General features: G+C 62.9%; 18 protein-coding genes. 3 read left to right on the top strand and 15 right to left on the bottom strand.

The window, feature by feature from the left end:
• Positions 1-43: 43 nt before the first annotated feature.
• The 5 genes from EOB49_RS05975 to EOB49_RS05955 form a co-directional block, all read right to left on the bottom strand.
• Positions 44-1,015: a biotin-dependent carboxyltransferase family protein gene (locus EOB49_RS05975; protein WP_127326912.1), complete on the bottom strand. Its 972-nt coding sequence runs from the start codon at positions 1,013-1,015 to the stop codon at positions 44-46.
• On the bottom strand, positions 1,005-1,880 hold the full coding sequence (locus EOB49_RS05970; RefSeq protein ID WP_127380454.1) for a carboxyltransferase domain-containing protein: 876 nt from the start codon (positions 1,878-1,880) through the stop codon (positions 1,005-1,007). Before EOB49_RS05970 ends, EOB49_RS05975 begins: the two co-directional genes overlap by 11 nt.
• Positions 1,881-1,889: 9 nt before the next feature.
• Positions 1,890-3,254, bottom strand: a complete 1,365-nt coding sequence (locus EOB49_RS05965; RefSeq protein ID WP_127380453.1) for an acetyl-CoA carboxylase biotin carboxylase subunit — start codon at positions 3,252-3,254, stop codon at positions 1,890-1,892.
• Positions 3,254-3,487, bottom strand: a complete 234-nt coding sequence (locus EOB49_RS05960) for an acetyl-CoA carboxylase (RefSeq protein WP_013533152.1) — start codon at positions 3,485-3,487, stop codon at positions 3,254-3,256. Before EOB49_RS05960 ends, EOB49_RS05965 begins: the two co-directional genes overlap by 1 nt.
• 66 nt (positions 3,488-3,553) lie before the next feature.
• Positions 3,554-4,276: a LamB/YcsF family protein gene (locus EOB49_RS05955; protein ID WP_127319967.1), complete on the bottom strand. Its 723-nt coding sequence runs from the start codon at positions 4,274-4,276 to the stop codon at positions 3,554-3,556.
• Between the two features lie 135 nt (positions 4,277-4,411).
• Here EOB49_RS05955 and EOB49_RS05950 point away from each other — a divergent pair, with 135 nt between their 5' ends.
• On the top strand, positions 4,412-5,317 hold the full coding sequence (locus EOB49_RS05950) for a LysR family transcriptional regulator (protein WP_013533150.1): 906 nt from the start codon (positions 4,412-4,414) through the stop codon (positions 5,315-5,317).
• Positions 5,318-5,576: 259 nt separating this feature from the next.
• Here EOB49_RS05950 and EOB49_RS05945 read toward each other — a convergent pair whose 3' ends face one another.
• Positions 5,577-6,317, bottom strand: coding sequence for an NAD(P)-binding domain-containing protein (locus tag EOB49_RS05945; protein ID WP_127380493.1), 741 nt, complete (start codon positions 6,315-6,317; stop codon positions 5,577-5,579).
• Positions 6,318-6,682: 365 nt separating this feature from the next.
• Between EOB49_RS05945 and EOB49_RS05940 the strand changes: the two genes are divergently transcribed.
• Positions 6,683-7,282: a TetR/AcrR family transcriptional regulator gene (locus tag EOB49_RS05940; protein WP_127380452.1), complete on the top strand. Its 600-nt coding sequence runs from the start codon at positions 6,683-6,685 to the stop codon at positions 7,280-7,282.
• A 192-nt stretch (positions 7,283-7,474) separates the two neighbouring features.
• Here EOB49_RS05940 and EOB49_RS05935 read toward each other — a convergent pair whose 3' ends face one another.
• The 3 genes from EOB49_RS05935 to EOB49_RS05925 all read right to left on the bottom strand — a co-directional run bounded on the left by EOB49_RS05935 (position 7,475) and on the right by EOB49_RS05925 (position 10,584).
• Positions 7,475-8,614, bottom strand: a complete 1,140-nt coding sequence (locus tag EOB49_RS05935) for an alpha-hydroxy acid oxidase (RefSeq protein ID WP_127380451.1) — start codon at positions 8,612-8,614, stop codon at positions 7,475-7,477.
• A gap of 103 nt (positions 8,615-8,717) precedes the next feature.
• Positions 8,718-9,815, bottom strand: coding sequence for an isocitrate/isopropylmalate dehydrogenase family protein (locus tag EOB49_RS05930; RefSeq protein ID WP_127319961.1), 1,098 nt, complete (start codon positions 9,813-9,815; stop codon positions 8,718-8,720).
• 25 nt (positions 9,816-9,840) lie between these two features.
• The gene (locus EOB49_RS05925; RefSeq protein ID WP_127380450.1) at positions 9,841-10,584 is read right to left on the bottom strand and encodes a glucose 1-dehydrogenase; all 744 of its coding nucleotides are present in this window, start codon (positions 10,582-10,584) and stop codon (positions 9,841-9,843) included.
• Positions 10,585-10,725: 141 nt separating this feature from the next.
• Between EOB49_RS05925 and EOB49_RS05920 the strand changes: the two genes are divergently transcribed.
• Positions 10,726-12,222 carry an aldehyde dehydrogenase family protein gene (locus tag EOB49_RS05920; RefSeq protein ID WP_127380449.1) on the top strand — a complete coding sequence of 499 codons (1,497 nt, stop codon included), beginning with the start codon at positions 10,726-10,728 and terminating at the stop codon, positions 12,220-12,222.
• 96 nt (positions 12,223-12,318) lie between these two features.
• Here EOB49_RS05920 and EOB49_RS05915 read toward each other — a convergent pair whose 3' ends face one another.
• The 6 genes from EOB49_RS05915 to EOB49_RS05890 all read right to left on the bottom strand — a co-directional run bounded on the left by EOB49_RS05915 (position 12,319) and on the right by EOB49_RS05890 (position 20,070).
• Positions 12,319-13,215 (bottom strand): LysR family transcriptional regulator, encoded by an 897-nt coding sequence (locus tag EOB49_RS05915; protein WP_027036279.1) that lies wholly within the window; start codon positions 13,213-13,215, stop codon positions 12,319-12,321.
• A 125-nt stretch (positions 13,216-13,340) separates the two neighbouring features.
• A complete protein-coding gene (locus tag EOB49_RS05910; RefSeq protein ID WP_127380448.1) occupies positions 13,341-14,840 on the bottom strand; it encodes a sugar ABC transporter ATP-binding protein in 1,500 nt (499 codons plus the stop codon).
• A gap of 3 nt (positions 14,841-14,843) precedes the next feature.
• Positions 14,844-15,938 (bottom strand): strictosidine synthase, encoded by a 1,095-nt coding sequence (locus EOB49_RS05905; RefSeq protein ID WP_127320429.1) that lies wholly within the window; start codon positions 15,936-15,938, stop codon positions 14,844-14,846.
• Positions 15,935-18,052 carry an SMP-30/gluconolactonase/LRE family protein gene (locus tag EOB49_RS05900; RefSeq protein WP_127380447.1) on the bottom strand — a complete coding sequence of 706 codons (2,118 nt, stop codon included), beginning with the start codon at positions 18,050-18,052 and terminating at the stop codon, positions 15,935-15,937. The genes EOB49_RS05905 and EOB49_RS05900 overlap by 4 nt, the downstream gene beginning before the upstream one ends.
• A gap of 12 nt (positions 18,053-18,064) precedes the next feature.
• Entirely contained in the window at positions 18,065-19,081 is a 1,017-nt protein-coding gene (locus tag EOB49_RS05895) for a sugar ABC transporter substrate-binding protein (protein ID WP_127380446.1), read from the bottom strand.
• 35 nt (positions 19,082-19,116) lie between these two features.
• A complete protein-coding gene (locus tag EOB49_RS05890; RefSeq protein WP_245472535.1) occupies positions 19,117-20,070 on the bottom strand; it encodes an ABC transporter permease in 954 nt (317 codons plus the stop codon).
• Between the last annotated feature and the right edge of the window lie 521 nt (positions 20,071-20,591).

Here is a 20,591-nt window from a genome sequence, read left to right as displayed (position 1 = left end):
CTCCTCGCCACCGGCTCCTCCGCCGGCATTTTCCCGGCTGACGTCAGCCGGCCAGATGCCCTTCAGCACGCGCCAGCGCGGCGCGCTGTTCGGTTCGCGCGGCAAGCGCGTCTTCCAGCGTCACCGGAACGAAGCGCGCCGGGGTGTGCGGCTGGAGCTGGGCGATAAGGTCCATGTCGGCCGATATCACCACGCCCAGCATCATGTACCCGCCACCCGAAACCGCGTCCCGGTGAAGAACGATCGGCTCCGTGCCACTCGGCACCTGGACGGATCCGTAGGGATAGCAGGCATCGACGATGTTCGAGGGGTCGGAGCCCGCACCGAAAGGCTGCTCGCGCTCGACGAATTCCAGCGGCGTCCCACCCCGGAAGCGATAGCCGATGCGGTCGGCTTCGGGTGCGACCTTCCAGGTTTCCTCAAAGAACCGAGTGCCGGCAGCTTCAGTGATCCGATGCCAGTACATGCCGGGAAGCATTCTGAGTTCCGCCGGACTATTGCCCGCGCGGCGCAGATTTGCAGGCAGTGAAAGACCGGCTTTGCCGGAACCTTCGCCGAGGGGAAGCTCATCACCCGTCTTCAGCGTGCGGCCCTGATGGCCGCCGAGTGCGCCCAGAATGTAAGTCGAGCGCGAACCGAGAACCACGGGTACGTCGATACCGCCGGAGACGGCCAGATAAGCGCGCGCGCCGCCCTTGAGGAAGCCGAAGGAAAGCCGGTCACCGGCCTTCACCGGAAAACTTTCCCAGGTCGGCCGTTCCTCGCCATTGAGTTTGGGGGGGAGTTCTCCTCCCGTGACGGCGACGACCGCGGATTGGGTGAATTCGAGTTCGGGGCCCATGAAGGTGGCTTCGAGCACCGCGGCACCCGGATCGTTGCCGACAAGCAGGTTTGCGATGCGTGTGGCAAAGCGGTCCATGCCGCCGCCTTCGGGAATGCCGACATGGTAGTGGCCTGGTCGGCCAAGGTCCTGCACGGAAGTGGAGAGGCCGGGAGAGATTACCTTAACGGCCATTGATAAGCTCCATCAGCTTTGCATTGGTGCCGTAAATATCGCTGTTGAAGTCTTTCAGGCTGAAGGTGCACTCGCGAACCGTCGGCTGCCACCGATTGGCTTCGATTTCCTCCAGCGTGGCGTCGTAGTCATCGCGGCCAATGGCCTTGAACTTGACGATGTCGCCTGGCTTGAACAGGCACATATCATCGGAGAGGTAGCGCACCTTCCTGGTCGGGTCGTAGATCGGAGCCGGGGTTATGCCATACATCTGGTAGCCGCCAGCGCCGCGCACCGAATAGATCGCTGCAAAGCAGCCGCCATGGCCAATGGTGAGCTTGGGAGTGTCGGTGCGTGGACGCAAGTATTTCGGCGCCTGAATCTGTTTCTTGCGCTCAACCATCTGGTACAGGAAGGGCAGTCCGGCGACGAAGCCGACCATCGATACGAACCAGGGCTGGCCGGAATAGGCCGCGATAAACTCTTCCACCGTGGCGTAGCCGTTGATGCGTGCCGAATATTCAAGATCGGTGGAGGAGGGGTCCTGATGGCGCTCGCGGAAGCGCAGGCAGGTTTCACGCGTCCATGGATCCTGGAAATAAACCGGCAGTTCGATGATCCGGGTCTTCAGCACCGGGTCCGCCTTCAAGGCCGCCTCTTCCATCGACTTCAATTCGCGGAGCAAATCCTGCGGCTTGACGATGTCGGGGTTGAAGCGAATCTGGAAGCTGGCGTTGGCTGGGCAGATCTCGGTGACACCTCGGATGCCTGCCGTACGCACCGCGTTCGTCATCGAAAGGCCGGTAAAGAAGGAGGTGAGCGACATTTCTTCGGACACCTCGCCGAAGATATGTTCGTCACCGCCGAAGTTGAATCGTATCGACATCGGTCCTCCTTAACCCGCCAATGCTGCGGCGTTTTCGATGAGCCAGCCTTCCAGCCAGCGGGTATGCACGTCTCCCGCCCGTACCGCCGGATCGGCGGCCAGCGCAAGAAACAGCGGCTTGGTGGTCTTGAGCCCGCCGATCTTCAACTCGTTGAGCGCGCGGATCAGGCGCACTATCGCCGCCTCGCGGGTCTCTGCATGCACGATCAGCTTGGCAAGCAGCGAGTCATAGAAGGGCGGCACCTGATAGCCTTGATAGAGCATCGAATCGAAGCGTACGCCCGGACCGCCGGGAATGCGAAGCTCGGCCACCTGCCCGGGGAATGGAGCGAACTCCTTCGCCGGGTCTTCGGCATTGAGCCGGACTTCGATCGCATGCCCCTTGACGGAGACATCGCCTTGCCGAATCCGCAGCTTCTCGCCGCCGGCGATGCGAAGCATCTCCGCAACGAGGTCGATGCCGGTGATCGCTTCGGTGACCGGGTGCTCGACCTGGATACGGGTGTTCATCTCGATGAAGTAAAAGCGATCTGCTTCATCGTCATAAAGATACTCTACCGTGCCGGCACCAGAGTATTTGACCGCCTTGGCCAAAGCGACCGCCGAAGCGCAGAGATCCTCGCGCAGCCTGTCTGAAAGTGCGCGAGACGGCGCCTCCTCCCAAACCTTCTGGCGTCGCCGCTGCAGTGAGCACTCCCGCTCGTAGCAGTGAATGGCATCGCTTCCGTCCGCCAGCACCTGCACCTCGATATGGCGGGCCTTGCCGATCACTTTTTCCATGTAGAGGCCACCGTCGCCAAAGGCGGCGAGGGCTTCTGCTTCGGCCTGAGGAAAGGCTTGTTCGAACTCGGCGAGCGAGTTGGCGATGCGGATGCCCCGCCCGCCGCCGCCTGCCGCCGCCTTGATCATCACCGGAAAACCGGTTGCGGTCAGCACCTCGTGGCCAGCCTTGAGGCCCTCGACCCGGCCAGCCGAGCCAGGCACCACAGGGACACCAACAGCGGCGGCGGCCGATCGCGCCGAGACCTTGTCTCCCATCATCCGGATCGCATCTCCCGACGGGCCGACGAAGACCAATCCAGCGCCTGTGACCGCGTCGGAAAACGCGGCATTCTCGGCAAGGAAACCATAGCCAGGATGAACGCTGTCGCAACCGGTGTCGCGGGCAGCCTTCAGAATTGCTTCGACATTGAGATAGGACTTCTTTGCTGCTGGTGGGCCGATGTTGACCGCTTCGTCCGCAAGCTGGACGTGGAACGACTCGGCGTCTGCGGCCGAATACACCGCCACGGTGGCGATCCCCAAATCTTGCGCGGCCCGGATGATCCTGACCGCTATCTCGCCCCGGTTGGCAACCAGAAGCTTTTTCAGCATCAGTCGAGATCCGCGATAGGTGCGCCGGCCATGATCGGGTCTTCATTGTCGGCAATGAAGCGGATGTTCGTACCGGCCGTCTCGGCCCTCACTTCGTGGAACGACTTCATCACTTCGATGAGGCCGATTACGTCTCCGGCGGAAACCGCGTCGCCATCCGCCTTGTAGGGCGGCTGGTCTGGCGAAGCGCTGCGATAGAAAGTGCCGGGAAGAGGCGAAAGAATCTGGGCCATAAAAAGCTCCGGAAAACTGCAGACAGACTAATTTGGAACCGCCTGCGCGGGCGGGTTCGGTCGAGTTCAGTGCCAGGGAGCGATTGCGGTGCGCACGGCCCTGGCTATTTCGATGGCGTTCGGCGTATCGGAATGCACGCAGATGGTTTCGCAGCGTACGGGAAAGAAACTGCCGTCCTCTGCCGTGCCCTCGCCCTCCCTGATGGCGCGCACGCACCGCTCGGCCATCTCTGCGGGGTCCTTGGCGTCATGAACGCGTGTCAAAATCAGCTTGCCGGAGGCATCGTAGTCGAGATCGGCATAGAACTCGGCGACGAATGGGATACCGCGCTCTTGATAGATCTTCTCATGCAGGGTGCCCGTCATGCCGAAGAGGGGTACGCCGAAAATCTCTGCCGCGTCGCACACGCCATGGGCGATTGCCTCCTGCTGCATGGCCATGAAGTAGAGGCTGCCATGCGGCTTGATGTGGTGGAGTTCCACACCCTCGGCCCTGAGGAAGCCGGCAAGCGCTCCCACCTGGTAAATGATGGTGTTCCTGACTTCTTCGCGGGTCATCCGCATCTCGCGCCGGCCGAAACCCTGAATGTCGGGCAAGCCTGGATGGGCGCCGATCTTTACGCCACTCGCCTTGGCGCTGCGGACGGCGGCGTGCATGTGATCCGGATCGGAGGCATGAAAACCACAGGCGACATTGGCAACGTCGATGATGGGCATCATGCCCATATCATCGCCAACCTTGTAGAGGCCAAAGCTTTCGCCCATGTCGCAGTTTAGCGTCACCGCCATCGCATTGTTACCCCTCGAAGCTGCCGTCTTTGCGGCGTTGCAGCATTTTTTGCGCATGCGAGGGCGTTTGTGAAATAGTAGTTTATTGATTGTCATATCAAAAAAACAGATAATGGTTCTGGGCCGGAGCGCACCATGACCATCACCTTGAAACAGCTTGATTATTTTATCGCGACCGCCGAGAGCGGACAGGTCAGTCATGCTGCGGTGGAACTCAACATCTCGCAATCGGCCGTCACTGCGGCGATAAAGACGCTTGAGGCTGACCTGGGCGTACGGCTTTTGGAGCGTAACCACGCTGGCGTAAGACTGACTATGGAGGGCGCGCGGTTTCTTGAACATGCGCGTGTTATCACCGGGGCCGTCGCTGCCGCCGTCCGAAGCCCGTTGCGCGATAGGAAAGGCCTGGCGGGCAAGCTGCGGCTTGGCATGACCTACACGGTCGTCGGCTACTACATGTCGCGCCACTACGCGCGGTTTCGAAAGACCTATCCCGAGATCGAGGTCGAGGTGCTGGAACTGCCCCGAGACGCTCTCGAAAGCGGGTTGATGTGCGGGGACATCGACATGGCCGTGATGCTGGTGTCCAACCTGGAGCACACCAAGGAGTTGGCGCAGGAGGTCTTGATGCGGTCGAACCGCCGGCTCTGGCTCTCGGCTGATCATCATCTGCTCGCGCGACAGGAAATCAGCCTCGCCGATGTGGCGGCGGAAGATTATGTCATGCTGACGGTGGACGAGGCACGTACGACGGCCGCCCGTTACTGGGATGCCGCGGGGCTTTCGCTTCGCGCCGTCCTTACCACCAGTTCGGTCGAGGCCGTGCGGTCGCTCGTGGCTGCCGGCATGGGGGTCACTGTCCTGTCGGACATGGTTTACCGCCCCTGGTCCTTGGAGGGGCAGCGCATCGAAGTGCGCGGGCTTGTCGAGCCCATTCCTACCATGGATGTCGGCCTGGCCTGGTCGCGGGACAGATCAATCGAACCGGCCGCGGCGGCCTTCCGGGCCTTCATGTCCGTGACCATGGGCGGCGGCGGCTAACCGCCTGCCGTCAGGCAGGCGCTATGGCTCAGGCTCGCTGGTTGAGCAGCGGAGCGCGCCGCGCGTGGGAGTTGATGCCTCGCATCATCAAGGGGGATTTCACCTTTGTCGCAAAAAACGCCAAGGGCTTCAGAAAACTCTAAAGAGCCGGTTCACGCCGGCCTCGTCATCGTCGTCTGGCAGGTTGTTCCCGACAAACAGAAGGAACTCTTGGACAGTCTTCTTGGTCACCACCTCGGGCCGGAACCGGAAAAGTCTCTCATCGGAGGGCGGTGACTTCACGGTTGCGGGCTACGATCTGCTCGTGGCGGAGGGGGGTCGTCGCCTCCATGAAGCCCTTGATCAGTGCGTCGCGAGCTCCGGGTGCGCGCGCCTTTTCCGCCGTGGACAGCGCATGCTGAAGATCAGGCAACGTCAGTTCCGTGCAGTAGGCTGGCGTGCCCGGTTGCTGGCGCCAGGAACTCGCGAGATCGCCGGCATCAAGTGCGTCGAAACCGGTCTCGTTCACCAGTTCGCGTGCGATCGCTTTGGCATGCGCATCATCGCCTGCGACGGGGATCGCGATCCGTCCAGCCGTTCCGGCCGCTGCGCCACCTTCGGCGAGCGTTTGGGCGAGGACCGCATTGAACGCCTTGACCACCAGCCGGCCGAGTTGTTCGCTGGACCAGACGCTTTCCGGCTTGCCATCGTCAACCTCCGCGATGTTCCCGTCGCGCATAGGATAATAATTGGAGGTGTCGATCACGACCACGTCGGCTGGTACATCGGCAAAGATGTTGGCGACATCGGGAATCTTCGCAAACGGGATCGATAGAACGATCGCCTCGACATCCCTGGCTGCTTCGTGCGCGGCAACCGGGAGCGCACCAACCTTCATCGCCTTCTCGCGGATGTCATCAGGCCCCTTCGAGCCCGCCAGCTTCACCGCGTGTCCGGCCGCTGTCAGCTTTCGTGCGAGGGTGGTGCCGATATTTCCCGCGCCGATAATGCCGATGTTCATGTCGATTTCCTTCCAGATAATTGTGATTATGAGCTCAGCGCACGATGCGCGGATCGATCCCGTGTTGAGCGGGACATCCAGATGGTCGCGCAGGGTGGTGCCGCCATAACCCCCGATGGAACAGCCCGCCTCGAACTTCGTATAGCTCGCTCGCGGCATCTACTGACTGCGCGCGCCAGGCCCCAGGCAGGTCGCCGTACCGTTGCCCAGATGCATGCCGGTATCATCTGCCTGATCATCGTCCTCGTTTCGCCGGCTCATGCCGACCTGTTAGAATAGTCGACCACGGGCTATATGGAGACTGTCTCCGCTTCGACTTTAGATACGGAGAGTGTCTCCGATCTTCAAGGGTTCAAAGGTCAGTCATGTCTCAATCGTCGATCGCGTCAGCCCTCCGCAGGGACGCGCAACACAATCGGGCGCACATTCTCGAGGTGGCGCGACAAGCGTTCGGCAACGACAGTGTTGACGTTTCGATGGATGCTATCGCGAAGCTGGCGGGCGTGGGGGCAGGGACGCTCTACCGCCATTTTCCAAACAAAGACGCCCTCCTGGCTGCGCTGCTAGTTCTTCACTATGAAAGCCTCGACTATCGTCGCGTTGAAATCGAAGCCGGGGAGAGCGATGCAGGCCGCGCACTCGAACTCTGGGTTGAAGCTCTCGGCGACTGGATGCTGGCTTATGAGGGCTTGCCTGAACCGTTACGGGCCGCTTGCCGAGTAGAATCCCCGCTGACGCCGACCTGCCATGCTGTCATCGCGACGACGGAGCGAATCCTGAAGGCTGCACAGGACGAAGGGCTTGCACGACGGACGATGACCGGGCGCGACATCTTTTTCGGAGCACTGGCGATCGCTTGGGCGAGCGGCGCAACGGCAGCGGGCGAAGACACTCGGAACGTGCTTCGCGACGTCCTGAAGAACGGATGGATGGAACCGAAACCAGCACCGGGCGGCGGAGTTTAGTCCGCCTATCCGACTGCGCAGCCTTTCGAATTTCATAACGCTGTCGCCAGCCCGTGTGCATCAAACAAACGCTTTCTGAATAGGCTGCCGTCGTCTGGATGGACGGCGGCTTTTGGGCCTGGGAAGAGCGGCGTGCGAGGGCGGCAATTGGTGCTGAAACTTTGCGACCAAGCGCGAGCACACGTCTTGGCGCTATGCTATGATTTCTGATCCTGCTTCCTGAAAACGGGGGATCCCGCAGAGCCTGAGGCAAGTCACCACTTCGTCCAGGATGATATCGAGTGCCTTGGCCACACCGGCCTCGCCAGCCACGGCGCCGAACAGTGCGGCCCGGCCGATCGCCGCGACGGTGGCGCCGCGTGCCTTGGCCTTGATGATGTCCGTGCCCGTGCGGATACCGGAATCGATGAGGATCGGGACTTGGGCGCCAAGTGCCTGACGGATGGCGGGCAGGGCATCGATGCTCGATACAGCACTGTCGAGCTGACGGCCTCCATGGTTGGACACCCAGATGCCATCGGCACCAGCCGCCACCAGTCGCGACGCGTCGCCCGGGTGCAGGACGCCCTTGACCAGCAGCCGGCCTTTCCACCAGTCGCGGATCTGGCGGAAATCGTCCCAGTCGAAACCTGCATGGAGGCTGCCGCCAACACTCACGGCGATCGTCAGGCCGGCGCTGTTGTCACCGAGATAGCCGCGGACGTTCTCGAACTGGGGCAGACCGCCGCGTAGCAGGCGCAGCGACCAGCCAGGATGAAGCATGCCTTCCCAGAGATGCCGGGCCGAAGGCCGCAGTGGGATGGATATGCCGTTCCTAAGATCCTTTTCGCGCTTGCCCCCGGCTTGCAGATCAACGGTCACCACCAGCGTCGAATAGCCAAATTCTTCCGCTCGCCTCACCAGTTGGCGATTGAAGTCGAAATCCTTCAGCACGTAAAGCTGGAACCAGAGCGGCCCCTGTACGGCTCGCGCCATGCCTTCGATGCTGGCCGTGGCCATGGTGGAGAGTGTGTAGGGGATGCCGCGAGCGGTTGCCGCCCTCGCGATGGCAATGTCGGCTCCGGGCCTGGCCAGCGCGCAGGAACCCATCGGGCTGATCACGAGCGGTGTCGGCAAGGTCTCGGACCAGAGCGTCGTGGAAACGTTCGGATGCGAAACATCGGTAAGCACGCGCGGCAAAAGTCTGATCTTTTCGAAATCGCTTCGGTTGGCGTTAAGGGTGAGTTCCTGCCCCGCCCCGCCATCGATGAATTCGAAGATGGATTTCGGCAGGCGACGACGGGCAAGCCTGCGAAAATCCTCGACCGAAACCTGGCGATCGAGAGCGCCCATCTCAAGCCTCGCCCTCGTGCCGGTCGGCAATGAATATCCGGCGCATGAGCGTCTGGCCGACCTTGCGAGGTCCAACAAGATCTATCTTCACCTTGATCATCAGTCACGCCGCTGCCGCGAGCCGGTCGCAGATCGAGCGGGTTATCTCGCTGGTCGACGCCCTGCCTTTCAGGTCGGCGCTCAGAAGCCCGTTGGCCAGGCAGTCCTCGGTCACGCGACGGATGCGCGCCGCGGCCTGGTTGAGCCTCTCGTCGCCATGCTTGTGGCCGAGCCAGTCGAGCATCGAGGCTGCCGACAGGATCGTCCCATACGGATTGGCGATACCTTGGCCGGCAATGTCGGGCGCCGAGCCGTGCGCGGCCTGGAAGAAGCCGTTGGCCGCGCCGATCTCGGCTGAAGGCGCCATGCCCATCCCGCCCACCGTCGCGGCGGCGAGGTCGGACAGGATGTCGCCGAACATGTTCTCGCTGACGATGACGTTGAAATGGCCCGGTTTCAGCACGAGATGCATCGCCATGGCGTCGACCAGCGCGTGCTCGGTCGCGATATCGGGATAATCCTTCGCCACTTCGTCGAAGACGGAGCGGAAGAAGGCATAGCTGCGCAGCACGTTGGCCTTGTCGCAGCAGGTGACCCGGCGCACGCCGTCACGCGGCGCGCCGCCCGACTGGCGCGCCAGTTCGAAGGCCTTGCGCACGATGCGCACGATGCCGGAGCGGGTCTGCACCAGCGTGTCGACCGCCACTTCGCCGCGCAACAGGGCTCCCGATCCCCGCGCGGCGTAAAGCCCTTCGCTGTTCTCGCGCAAGATGATGTAGTCGATATCGCCGGCCTTCACTCCGCTCAACGGGCTAGGCACGCCCTCGAAAAGCCTGATGGGGCGGACGTTGGCATAGAGATCGAGTTCGAAGCGCAGTCTCAGCGTGAAATCCAGGCCTGCTTCGGTTCCATCGGGATGGACGACGCCCGGCAAGCCGCCCGCACCATGCAGGATGGCGTCCGCCGCGCGGCAGGCCTGGAAGGTCGGCTCGGGAAAGCTCTGGCCGGTCTTCAGGAAATGCTCGGCTCCGGCCGGGTATTCGCTGAAGTGCAAGGGGTTGCCGGGACCAAGCGCTGCTTTCACCACTTGAACCGCTGCGGCGCAGACTTCCGGGCCGATGCCGTCGCCATGCACCACGGCAATTTCGTAGACAGGCTTCATCGCCAACTCCCAAATGGTCTAACGCTCAGATGCACTTGCCGCCGTCGACATTGAGGTCGACGCCGGTGATCATGCTGGCCTCGTCGGAGCACAGGAATGCCGCGGCGTTGCCCATGTCCGCCGGCGTAGACAGCCTGCCGATCGGAATGGTGGCGACGACGCGGGCGCGGTTTTCCTCGCCGGAGCCGATGAAGGTGGACAGAAGCGGCGTGTCGCCGGCAACCGGGTTGATGGCGTTGACGCGGATGCCGAAGGGGGCGAGTTCCACGGCCATGGCCCGGGTGGCGGCAATCGCCCAGCCTTTGGAAGCATTGTACCAGGTCAAATTCGGGCGCGGCGAGACGCCGCCGGTGGAGGCGACGTTGAGGATGGCGCCCGATTTGATGGATTTGAAATGCGCAACGACCGCACGGGCGCCATTGTAGATGGATCGCATGTTGACGTTGGCGATCCGGTCGAACATCTCTTCGTCCATCGTCTCGAGCGCCAGGGGCGGCTGGGCCACGCCGGCATTGTTGACCAGTATGTCGAGACCGCCAAAGGCCGAGCGGGCCAGGTCTGCCGCCGCTTCGAAGCTTGCGAGTGTCGAGACGTCGCCAGTGATTGGCCGCACATTTTCGCCGACTTCGGCAGCAACGCGGGCCGCGGCGGCCCCATCACGGTCCATCAACACGACCCGCGCACCTTCGGTGACGAATTTCCTGACGATGCCTTCGCCAAATCCCGAACCGCCGCCAGTGACGACAGCGACCTTGCCAGCAAGTCTCATATCTGTTCCTCCATTGCCGGCACCATCGGGGAAGTCGCGTACATTGCACAGTCCGATTATCTGAACGCCCTTTTAGCTTTCCTTGTTTGAGGTCGACCGGCGTGGGAGGCATAGTCGCCACGGAATTGTGAGGAGGAAGGGATGACGCTGAATTTCGACCCGCGGGCGAAGGCCACGGCGCTCTACCACGGCGAATTCCGGCCGATGTTCGTCGGCGGCAAGTGGGTTCCGGCACAATCCGGCCAGGAGATGCAGGCGCTCAACCCGGCGACTGGCGAAGTGCTGGCCACCGTCCCGCGTGGCTCGGCCGCCGACGTCGATGCGGCGGTGGCCGCTGCGCGCACGGCCTTCGAAGGGCCGTGGTCAAAATTCTCGCCCTATGAGCGGCAGTGCGTGCTTCTGCGCATCGCCGATCTCTTCGAGACCCATTGGGAAGAGCTCAGCGTTTCCGACACTCTCGACATGGGACTGCCGATCACGCGCACGCTCGCCAACCGGCGGCGCGTCATCGGCATGCTGCGCTTCTATGCGGGCATGGCGACCGCGCTGCATGGCGAATCCATAGACAATTCGATCCCTGGCGAGATCGTCAGCTTCACAAGGCGCGAACCGGTGGGCGTTGTCGGCGCGATCATCCCCTGGAACGCTCCGACCGCCGCGTCGATCTGGAAGATCGCGCCGGCGCTGGCCACCGGCTGCACCATCGTGCTGAAGCCCTCGGAGGACGCCTCGTTGACGCCGCTGCTGATCGCCAGGCTGATGCAGGAAGCCGGCGTTCCCGACGGCGTCGTCAACGTCGTCACCGGCACCGGGGCGGAGGCCGGTGCGCGGCTCGCTGAACATCCCGACGTCAACAAGATCGTCTTCACCGGCTCGACGCTGACCGGGCAGGCCATCGCGCGGGCGGGCGTGACCAACCTCAAGCGCGTTTCCCTGGAACTCGGCGGCAAATCGCCGATCATCGTCTGCCGGGATGCCGACATCGACAAGGCGGTTCCTGTCGCCGCGATGGCGGTGTTCGTGCATTCGGGCCAAATCTGCATCGCCGGATCGCGGCTGTTCGTGGCGCGCGAAATCCATGACGAATTCGTGCGCCGGGTCGCCGAGTTTGCCGGCAAGCTTCGCATCGGCCATGGCATCGAGGCGGAAACCGAAATCGGCCCGCTCATCAATGCCAGGCAGGCCGGCAAGGTGGTGGGCTATATCAAGGCCGGCCGCGACGAAGGCGCGGAACTGATAGCGGGCGGATCTCGACTGACGGGCGAGCCCTACGACGGCGGCAATTTCATCGCGCCGACCGTCTTCGGCGCGGTGTCGGACAAGATGACCATCGCGCGTGAAGAAATCTTCGGTCCGGTGATTTCGGCGATGCCGTTCGACACGCTCGACGAAGCCGTGGCGCGGGCCAATGCGACGCCCTATGGTCTGGCAGCCGGCATTTTCACCACCCATCTGGGCACCGCGCACAAGCTCGCCCGCCGCATCAAGGCCGGCTCGGTGTGGGTCAACATGTACCACGCCATCGACCCGGCGGTGCCGTTCGGCGGCATGAAGATGTCCGGCTACGGCCGCGAGGGCGGCATCGAACATCTGCATGAATATCTGGAGACCAAATCGGTCTGGATCCAGACCGACTGAGGTGCGCTGAGATTCAGGTGAGGCCGGGCTGCGAATGACAGCGTTCCCGCACCATTCTCGGCGCTCGTGCAAGGTGCCTGTCCGAAGGCGCGATGCTCAGTTTGCCAGTTCGCGCAAATTGGTGCGGATGAGGTTCATCAGCTGTTCGGAGAAGGAGTGGTGCACATAGCCCCGCGCGGTGATGATGCCGACGGAGCGGTGGGCGTCGCGATGGTCGATCGGTACCACTCGCATGCGCTCGTCATTGCGCGAAATGGCGATGCCGGGCACCACGCAGACGCCAAGTCCCGAACACACCAGCGCTACCGCCGTCTGTGCGCTTTCGACCTCGTATTGCGGCTTGAGTTCGATGCCTTCCGCCGCCGTCAGCCGATCGACAAGGCCGCGCACGGCGGTCTTGCGGTTGAGCAGGATGAGCGGATAGCGCAGCAGGTCGGAGAGCAGCAGCTTCTTTTCGCCGCCGTATATTTCCGTGGGAATGCAGGCCATCAGCGGATCGTCGAGGATAGACTCGAACTGGAAGTCCGTCAGGTTTGGCAGTTCCGGGCCGATGTAGAACTCGACCTCCTGCTGTTGCAAAAGGCCAAGCGCGGCCTGCGGCGGGCTCTCGATGACCTCGACAATGCTGCGGGGATAGCGCAACTTGAATGTCGCCAGGATATCGCCCAGCCGGCTTGCCGCGAGCGTCGGGGCGCAGGCGATCTGCACCTTGCCCTTGCGCCGAGCGGCGACCTCCGTCAGCCGGTCGAGGCTGGTCTGCACCTGTGACATCACATTGGCGATCTCCTCGAACAGGATCTGGCCTTCCGGCGTCAGGCTTGCACGCTGTGCGGTGCGGATAAACAGCGAGATGCCGATCTGCTCCTCAAGGTCGCGAATCTGCATCGAGACCGCCGATGGCGAACGATTGCTCTCCTCGGCAGCACGACGGAAGCTGCCGTTTTCGGCGGCAAGCAGGAACGTCTGCAGAAGTTTGAGGTTGATGCTGGGCATATCCGCTCGGGCAGGGTGATCTGGCCCTTTGACCTATTCAGACGCGGAACCGATTGCAAGGCAATAGGACCGGCCAGACATTGGGCCTGGCTTGACCGGCAAAAGTGTCTCTCTTGTCGCGCCGCTCAATGAACCGCGGCGAACATGACGCGCTCCTCGGTGGCCTCCGACAGCATCATCTCCTCGACCACGCGGCCGCGCTTGACCACCAGAATGCGATCCGAAACAGCGAGAATTTCAGGCAGATAGGACGAGATGACAACGACGGCCATGCCTTGCTCGGCGAGATCGCTGATGAGCTGGTGGATCTCGACGATGGCGCCGACGTCGACACCGCGTGTCGGCTCGTCGAAGATCACCAGCCTCGGCTTCTGGATTAGCGATTTGGCGATCACGACCTTTTGCTGGTTACCGCCGGAGAGCTCGATCATCCGGGCTCGGTCGCTGGTCTGCCGCAGGCTCAGGCGTTCACCCCATTCGCGGGCAAGTTGCCTGGCCCGCGCCAGCGACACCATGGAGACGGGATTGGCGCCCTCGGTCAGTTCACCCATTTGCAGGTTCTCGCCCGCGGTCATGGTTTCGAAGAAACCGTCGACCTTGCGATCCTCGGTGACATAGACGATGCCGTCGCGCACCGCAGGCCTGGGCACCCGGTAGCGCACCGACTTGCCGAGCAGGCGGATCTCGCCGCCGTGGAAGATGTTGCGCTTCAACAGTCCAGCGACGACCTTGGCCATTTCGGTGCGGCCGGCGCCGACAAGGCCGAACATGCCGGTGACCTGGCCCGAAAACACCGAGAAGGAAGAGTTGCGCACCAGGCTGGCGCAGGACAGGTTCTCGACCGAAAGCACCTTGTCGCCATAGGGCCGCGCCGTGCGCTTGACCTCGCCATGCAGCGTTTCAGTCAGCGTACGGCCGACCATGGCCTGCACGATCGAAGCGCGGGTGAAGCCCTTGGCTTCGCCGGACGCGACGATCTCACCATCGCGCATGACCGTGATGCGGTTAGCGACGGCAAGCGCCTCTTCCAGCGCATGGGTGATGAAGATGACGGCGATGCCCTCCTTCACCAGCCGCTGCAAAAGTTTGAAGAAGTGGCTTTTCTCTTCGGGCGTCAGCGTCGCGGTCGGCTCGTCGAAGATGATGACGCGGGCCTTGTGGTGGACGGCGCGCGCGATCTCCACCATCTGCTTGTGCGCCGCGCCCAGCGTGCTGACCTGCGCGGACGGGTCGACCTGGAAGCCCATGCCGGCGAGGAACTGCCGCGCCTGAATATAGAGGCCGCGCAACCGGTTGAACATCTTCTCTTCGCCGAGATAGAGATTCTGCGCCACCGTCATGGCCGGCACCAGGTTGGTTTCCTGGAACACCATGGCGATGCCAGCGCGCAGCGCTTCGGCGGGCGTGGCGAAGGACACATCCTTGCCGTCGAAGGTCATCTTGCCCTCGGTCAGCTTGAAGACACCGGCCATGACCTTGGTCAGCGTCGACTTGCCGGCGCCGTTTTCCCCGAGCAGCGCATGGATTTCGCCCTTGCGCAGGTCGAAATTGACACTCTTGAAGGCCGGAATGCGCGCGAACACCTTGGCGGCGTCCCTGAGTTCAATGATGTTGGCGTCCGACATCGCTTAGCCTCGCTTGCCACTGGCGGCGCTCGCCACGCGCACGATCCGCGATCCGCCGCGCGAGGCGACCAGAAGGTCATCGCCCAGCTCGCAGGCGCTCAGCGTCCCGTGCACCTTGCCGTCGGCGCGCGAATGGAAACTCGACAGCGGCTTCATGTTCTGGTCGCAAAGGACCACCAGCCCGTAGGACCTTGTCACCGCGTATGGCTTCAGCACGTTCATCTGCTTCAACTGGCTGCCTTGCATGGGCTCGCGATAGTCGCGCCATGAGCCGAGCGACGGCGCCATCCAGTAGGCCTCCGGGACTTCCGCCAGCATGCGGGTGCGGTAGGTCTCCTCGCGCAGGATGAACTCCACCAGCTGGTTGCGCACGGAATAGAAGGTCAGCCAGTAGCCGGCGTTGAAGGCCGGAGCGATGCGCGCGGGGTAGGCCGGCAGATGCTCCAGCACGGGCAGCGTCGCCTTGGTGGCAAGGTCGATCGCCAGCACGCGGTGGCGCCAGGCTTCCGAGACGTAGATGCGGTTGGAGCCGGTGGTGGCGATGCCGGCCGGCCAGGCCAAGCCATCCCTGATAAGCTCCAGCCGGCCGTTTTTCAGATCGAGCCGCCAGACCGAACCGGATACGCTCTTCTGCATCAGGTCGCGACGCCAACCGCTCGCCGGCACTGAGGCCGAGCCGTTGGCCACCAGCAAGGTGTTGCTGTCGAGGAAGGTGAGAGCGGTGATGCAGGAGAGGCGGCGAGCCTCCTCGCCCGTCGCCTCGCGCCCGTCATGCAGGCCGCCGCGGATGACGACGCCCTTGCCGTCGATGGCCATCGCGGTCATGCCGCGGGCATGGGCGAGTGCTGTGATCTCGCCCGGAAATTCCTGCAAGGTTTCGGCATGGCCGTCGGCGCTAAAGCGCATCAGCCGGTTCGCGCTGCTTGCCAGGAGGCCCTTTTCGGTGCGCACGAGATTGTCGGCCTCGGCGAGGCCGGCGAATTGACCGGCTTCCTCCAGTCCTTGGTTGGGCAGCAACGGCCCGTCGAGCGTCGGCACGGTCACGGCCCACTCGCCACGGCCGAGAAAGCGGTCAAGAAGCTGGTTCAAACCGCTCATGACTTTTTGCCCCAGTAGGAATCCGAGCTGAACCAGTCGGGATCGACGCCTTTCAGGGGCAAAGTGCCCATGCGGTTGTTGAAGATGCCGCAGAGATAGAGGATGCCCTTGTGCTCGCGCATAGAGGTGATCATCGGATGCTTCTCGCCGGCCTGGTCCCACAGGCTTTCGAGGATCTGGCCGTTTTCGTCGAAGCGCAGCACGCAGCCGGTGTTGAGATTGGGCATCAGCCACGCATCTTCCGATACGCGCCGCGCCATGCGGCGGCGGAAGCCCGGCATTTCAAGCGAGAGATCCAATGCCGGCGTGCGCATGCCCATCAGGGCCAGCCAGTAGGTGCCGTCGGAGGCGCGGTTGATGTTGTCGGGATAGCCGGGCAAGCCCTCGATGACGCGCTCGACCTGGCCCTTCTTCGGGCCATCGAAATAGTAGCGGCTGATGCGGCAGGCCCAGCTTTCGGCGAACAGCACCGACTGGCCGTCGAAGGCCGTGCAGATGCCATTGGGGAAGACGAGGTTCGACAGCAGTGTGCGTGTCGAACCGGATTTGGGATCATGGACGATGATGCGTCCGTTGCCGCGGCTTTCCAGCGCGTCGGCATACCAGTCATGCATCTCGAAGCGCACTGTCGCTTCCGAGAAGACGATGCGGCCGTCCGGAAGGATGTCGCAGTCGTCGGCGAGCTTCATGGTGGAGTCGTCGACCACCGAGGTCAGTGAGCGGTTGGTCTCGGCGGTCAGCAGTTTTACATCCCCGGCCGGCGATACCTGATAGAGGCCCATGCCGGCGACGCAGATGACGAGGTTGTCGTCGCGGTCGAAAGCCATGCCGAGTGGCGAGCCGCCAATATGTGCGAACACTTCGCTGTCGGTGTAGTGTGGCGGCTGGAAGCGCAGGATCTCGCCTTGGCGGCTGCCGGTGTAGAGACGGTCCTGCCGGTCGAAGATCACATCCTCCGCGCCGTCGAGAATGCCGAGGCCTATGACGCCGACGTCCTTCAACCGGTCGTTCACCGCCATCGGCGCGCCGGACGCGGTCGAGATCGCCTGCGGCATCTTGGCGAAGGTCGGCGAGATGTAGACACTGCGCAGGATCTTGTGGCGGTTCTTCACCCAGCGCACGTCGAGAAGCACCGACAAAAGCAGCACGATGCCGAGGATCAGGAAATTGACCGGGCCGGGCACGGCCAGCGCAAGCAGGCTGTTCGACAGGACAAGCACGAAGACGGTGCCCATCAGCGCCTTGGCGACCGAGCCCCGCCCGCCGCCGAGCGAGATGCCGCCGAGCACGGTCGCGGTCAACACCTGCAGTTCGAGCCCGGTGCCGATGTCGGAAGCAGCGCTGCCGATGCGAGCCGAGAAGAAGAAGCCGGAGAGTGCCACAAGCACCGAGCACAAGACATAGGCGCTGAACAAGATGAAGCGCACATTGATGCCGGCATTGTAGGCAGAGCGGCGCGCGCCGCCGACCGCGAACAGCCGCCAGCCATAGCGGGCGCGCGACAGCACGAGATGGATGATCAGCGCGATGACGACGAAGACCACAAAGGATGTCGGCACGCCCCAGATCGTGCCGAAACCAAGGAAATCATAGGCCGGCGAATCCGAACCGCTGGTGACGATCCGCGTCGAGACCTGCGGGAAGACGATGTCGAAGGTCGAGCGGTAGATGATGAGCGTCACCAGCGTGGTGAGAAAGGCCCGCATGCGCAGGAAGCCAACCAGGAAGCCGTTGATGGCGCCGCAGACGACGCCGAGGCCCAGGCACGCCAGAAGGCCGGTACCAAAGCTCCACTGCTCGACATTCATGCCATACAGCGTGACCAGAACGGCGAGCGCGAAGGTCGACCCGACCGACAGATCGATGCCGCCCGACACCATGACGATGGTCATGCCGAGCACCACCAGGCCAAGCTCGGCGGTCTGGCCGCTGAGATTGGTCAGCGTCGCCAGATCGAAGAAGCCCGGCACGATCGAGCCGAAGATCGCGCACAAAATGGCCAGCGCCGTGAAGGGGATGACGCTGTCGATCCACTTCTTGGTCAGGATCTCCCCGACCACGTGGTCGGGGAGCAGGCGGTAGCGCCAGCGCACAAGGCTTTCGGCCATGCTCATCAAGGAAGTCCGTTACTTGAGCTCGTCCAGCTTCCAGCAATTCCTGCCGGTCGCATTGGCCTTGTCGACGCGGGTGATCGGACCGAAGAAGATGGTCTTCTCGCTGCCCGCTTGCCGGTCGGGCTGCTGCAGCAGCTCGGAAATCTGCTGTGCGGCGATCTCGGCCTGGATCGGGGCATTAAAGTTGAAGATCACGTCGAGCAGCCCGTTCTTGATGCTCTCGCAGCCCGTGGCGCTGCCGGCGCCATTGGTAACGATCGTCACCTGGTCCTGCTTGCCGGCGGCCGCGACGGCGGCGCCTGCGCCGACCTCGGCATTGTCCCAGATGCCCATGATGCCGCACAGGTCCGGATGCTGCTGGAGGACCGTCTCGGTGATCTGGCGGGCCTTTTCGCTCATGTAATCGGCCGGCTGGTCGGAGACGAGCTGCAGCTCGGGATTGGCCTTCAGCACCTCGTCGATGCCGGTGCGCATGTAGATGTTGGCGGCGCCCGTCTGGACGCCGGCGAGCCAGACCACCTTGTGCGAGACGGCATTGGGCCCGGTGCAGTGCTTGGCCAGTTCGCCCATTTCGAGACGGCCCATTTCGATCCAGTCATTGCCGACATAACTGTCGGTCTGGGTGGCCGACTGCATGTTGACTTGCAGCACCTTGATGCCGGCCGCCTGCGCCTGTTTCAACAGGCGTGCGTAGGTCTGGACATCGGGGTTCTGCACGATGATCAGGTCCGGCTTCTCGGCGATGGCGCCCTGCATGGCGCGGATGCCGGCATTGGTGTCGCCGGAGGGATCACGCACTTCAAGGCTGAAGCCGTAGCGTGCCGCGTGACGCTGCCACACCACCACCCACGCCTGGTTGAGGTCCATGCCCTGTGAGATCGGCACGAAGATGACCTTCTTGCCCTTGAGCGCCTCGAGATACGTGGAGCGGCCGACCTGGTCGGTTTCCTGCGCCGTGGTGATTTTCGCCGCGCCCAGCAGCGCGAGCGCTGTCATGCCCGCGAACAGGCAGTTCTTGAACAATTTCATGTTTCTCCTCCCAGATTTATGTCTCGGTTCTTGTTTCAGATGTCGCCGCTTTGCGAGGTCTGCTCGTCGCGCGGATTGATGATGGCGTCGATCGCCAGCGCGCCCAGCAGGATCACGCTCTTGATCAGATTCTGGCTGGTGTAGCTGAAGTTCAGGATCGTCATCCCGTTGGTCAGGATGCCGACCAGGATGGTGCCGACGATGACGTTGCGTACGCCGCCCTGGCCACCGGAGAGGCCGATGCCGCCCAGCACGACCACCAGCAGCACGTCGTAGATCAGGCTGGAATTGTAGAGGCGCGTGTCGATGCCGGTGACCAGTCCCAGCATGATGATGCCGGCGGTATAGGCAATGAGGGCGCTGATGACATATTGCGTCACGATGATCGGGCGCGTCGGCAGCCCTGTGGCGCGGGCCGCGTTCGGGTTGTCGCCAGTGGCATAGACGAGCCGGCCGAAGCGGGTCTTCCTCAGGAAGAAGCCCATGAGCGCGGCCACCACCGCGAAGATGATCACCGACATCGGGATGCCAAGGACGGTTCCGTTGCCGACGAATTTCAGCCAGCCGATACCGGAGGGGGCATAGAGCACGTCGGACGCAAAGACGATGCGGCCAGAGCCGTATACCGAGGACGCGATGGCAAGGGTGGCGAAGATCGGCGGAATTTCGGCCACCGCCACCATGACCCCGGTGAACAGGCCGATGGCCGCGACCAGGATGGCGCCGCAGATGATGGCCAGCGTGAAGTCGACGCCCCAGGTGGAGATCCAAATGCTGAAGGCGACGCCGACCACCATCACCGCCACCATGGTCAGGTCGATGCCGCGCCCGACGACGATGAACCCCATGCCGACGGCCAGCGTGCCGAGGATGGAGACATTCTTGAGAATGGCAAGGATGTTGCCCTGGCTCAGGAAATTGTTGAGCGTCGCCGAGAACACCAGGAAGAGGACGGCCGAGATCACGCCGACGACGAGTTCCTGGGACATTTTGATGCCCAAGCGCGCGGTGTCGGATTTGCCCGAACCAGCCAAGTCAGTTCCTCCCTCGCTGCCGGTTTGAACCAGCGGCGTGCCAAAGCGGCCTTGCCCCAGGGGCTTTGCCGCGACGACGTTTCCTCCACAGCCCTAAGCCGGCTGCTTGCGTAAAGACCATCGCGGCTCAGGGCGGCAGGGGCAATTTCGATTTTCTGATGCGCTGTGCAGTTCGTCAGTGTGAAGAAAGAGGATGAGGAATCGGCGGTTGTGCCCTCTGCCGGATTTCACCTGCCGCAAAGCTCAGCCCGATGCCAGTAGCGTGCCGCGATCCCCCTGCGGTTACTGTCTTGAGTGACGGGAGTGTCAAGCCAGGCAGTCAAGCGGGCTCTACTTTCCCCGCGTTCCGTCCTACAGGCCGTTTCCCTCGATCATCGCCATCAGGCAATCGCCAGCTTGTGTGCCGCCGATGCCCAGATCCCGCACGCTGTTCATGTGGTTTCGGTCATTCAGGCGGAGGTCGCAGACAAGGTGCC

The organism is Mesorhizobium sp. M7A.F.Ca.MR.148.00.0.0 (assembly GCF_003997735.1).
Taxonomy (GTDB): Bacteria; Pseudomonadota; Alphaproteobacteria; order Rhizobiales; family Rhizobiaceae; genus Mesorhizobium.
This window is presented reverse-complemented; position numbering and strand designations above follow the sequence as displayed.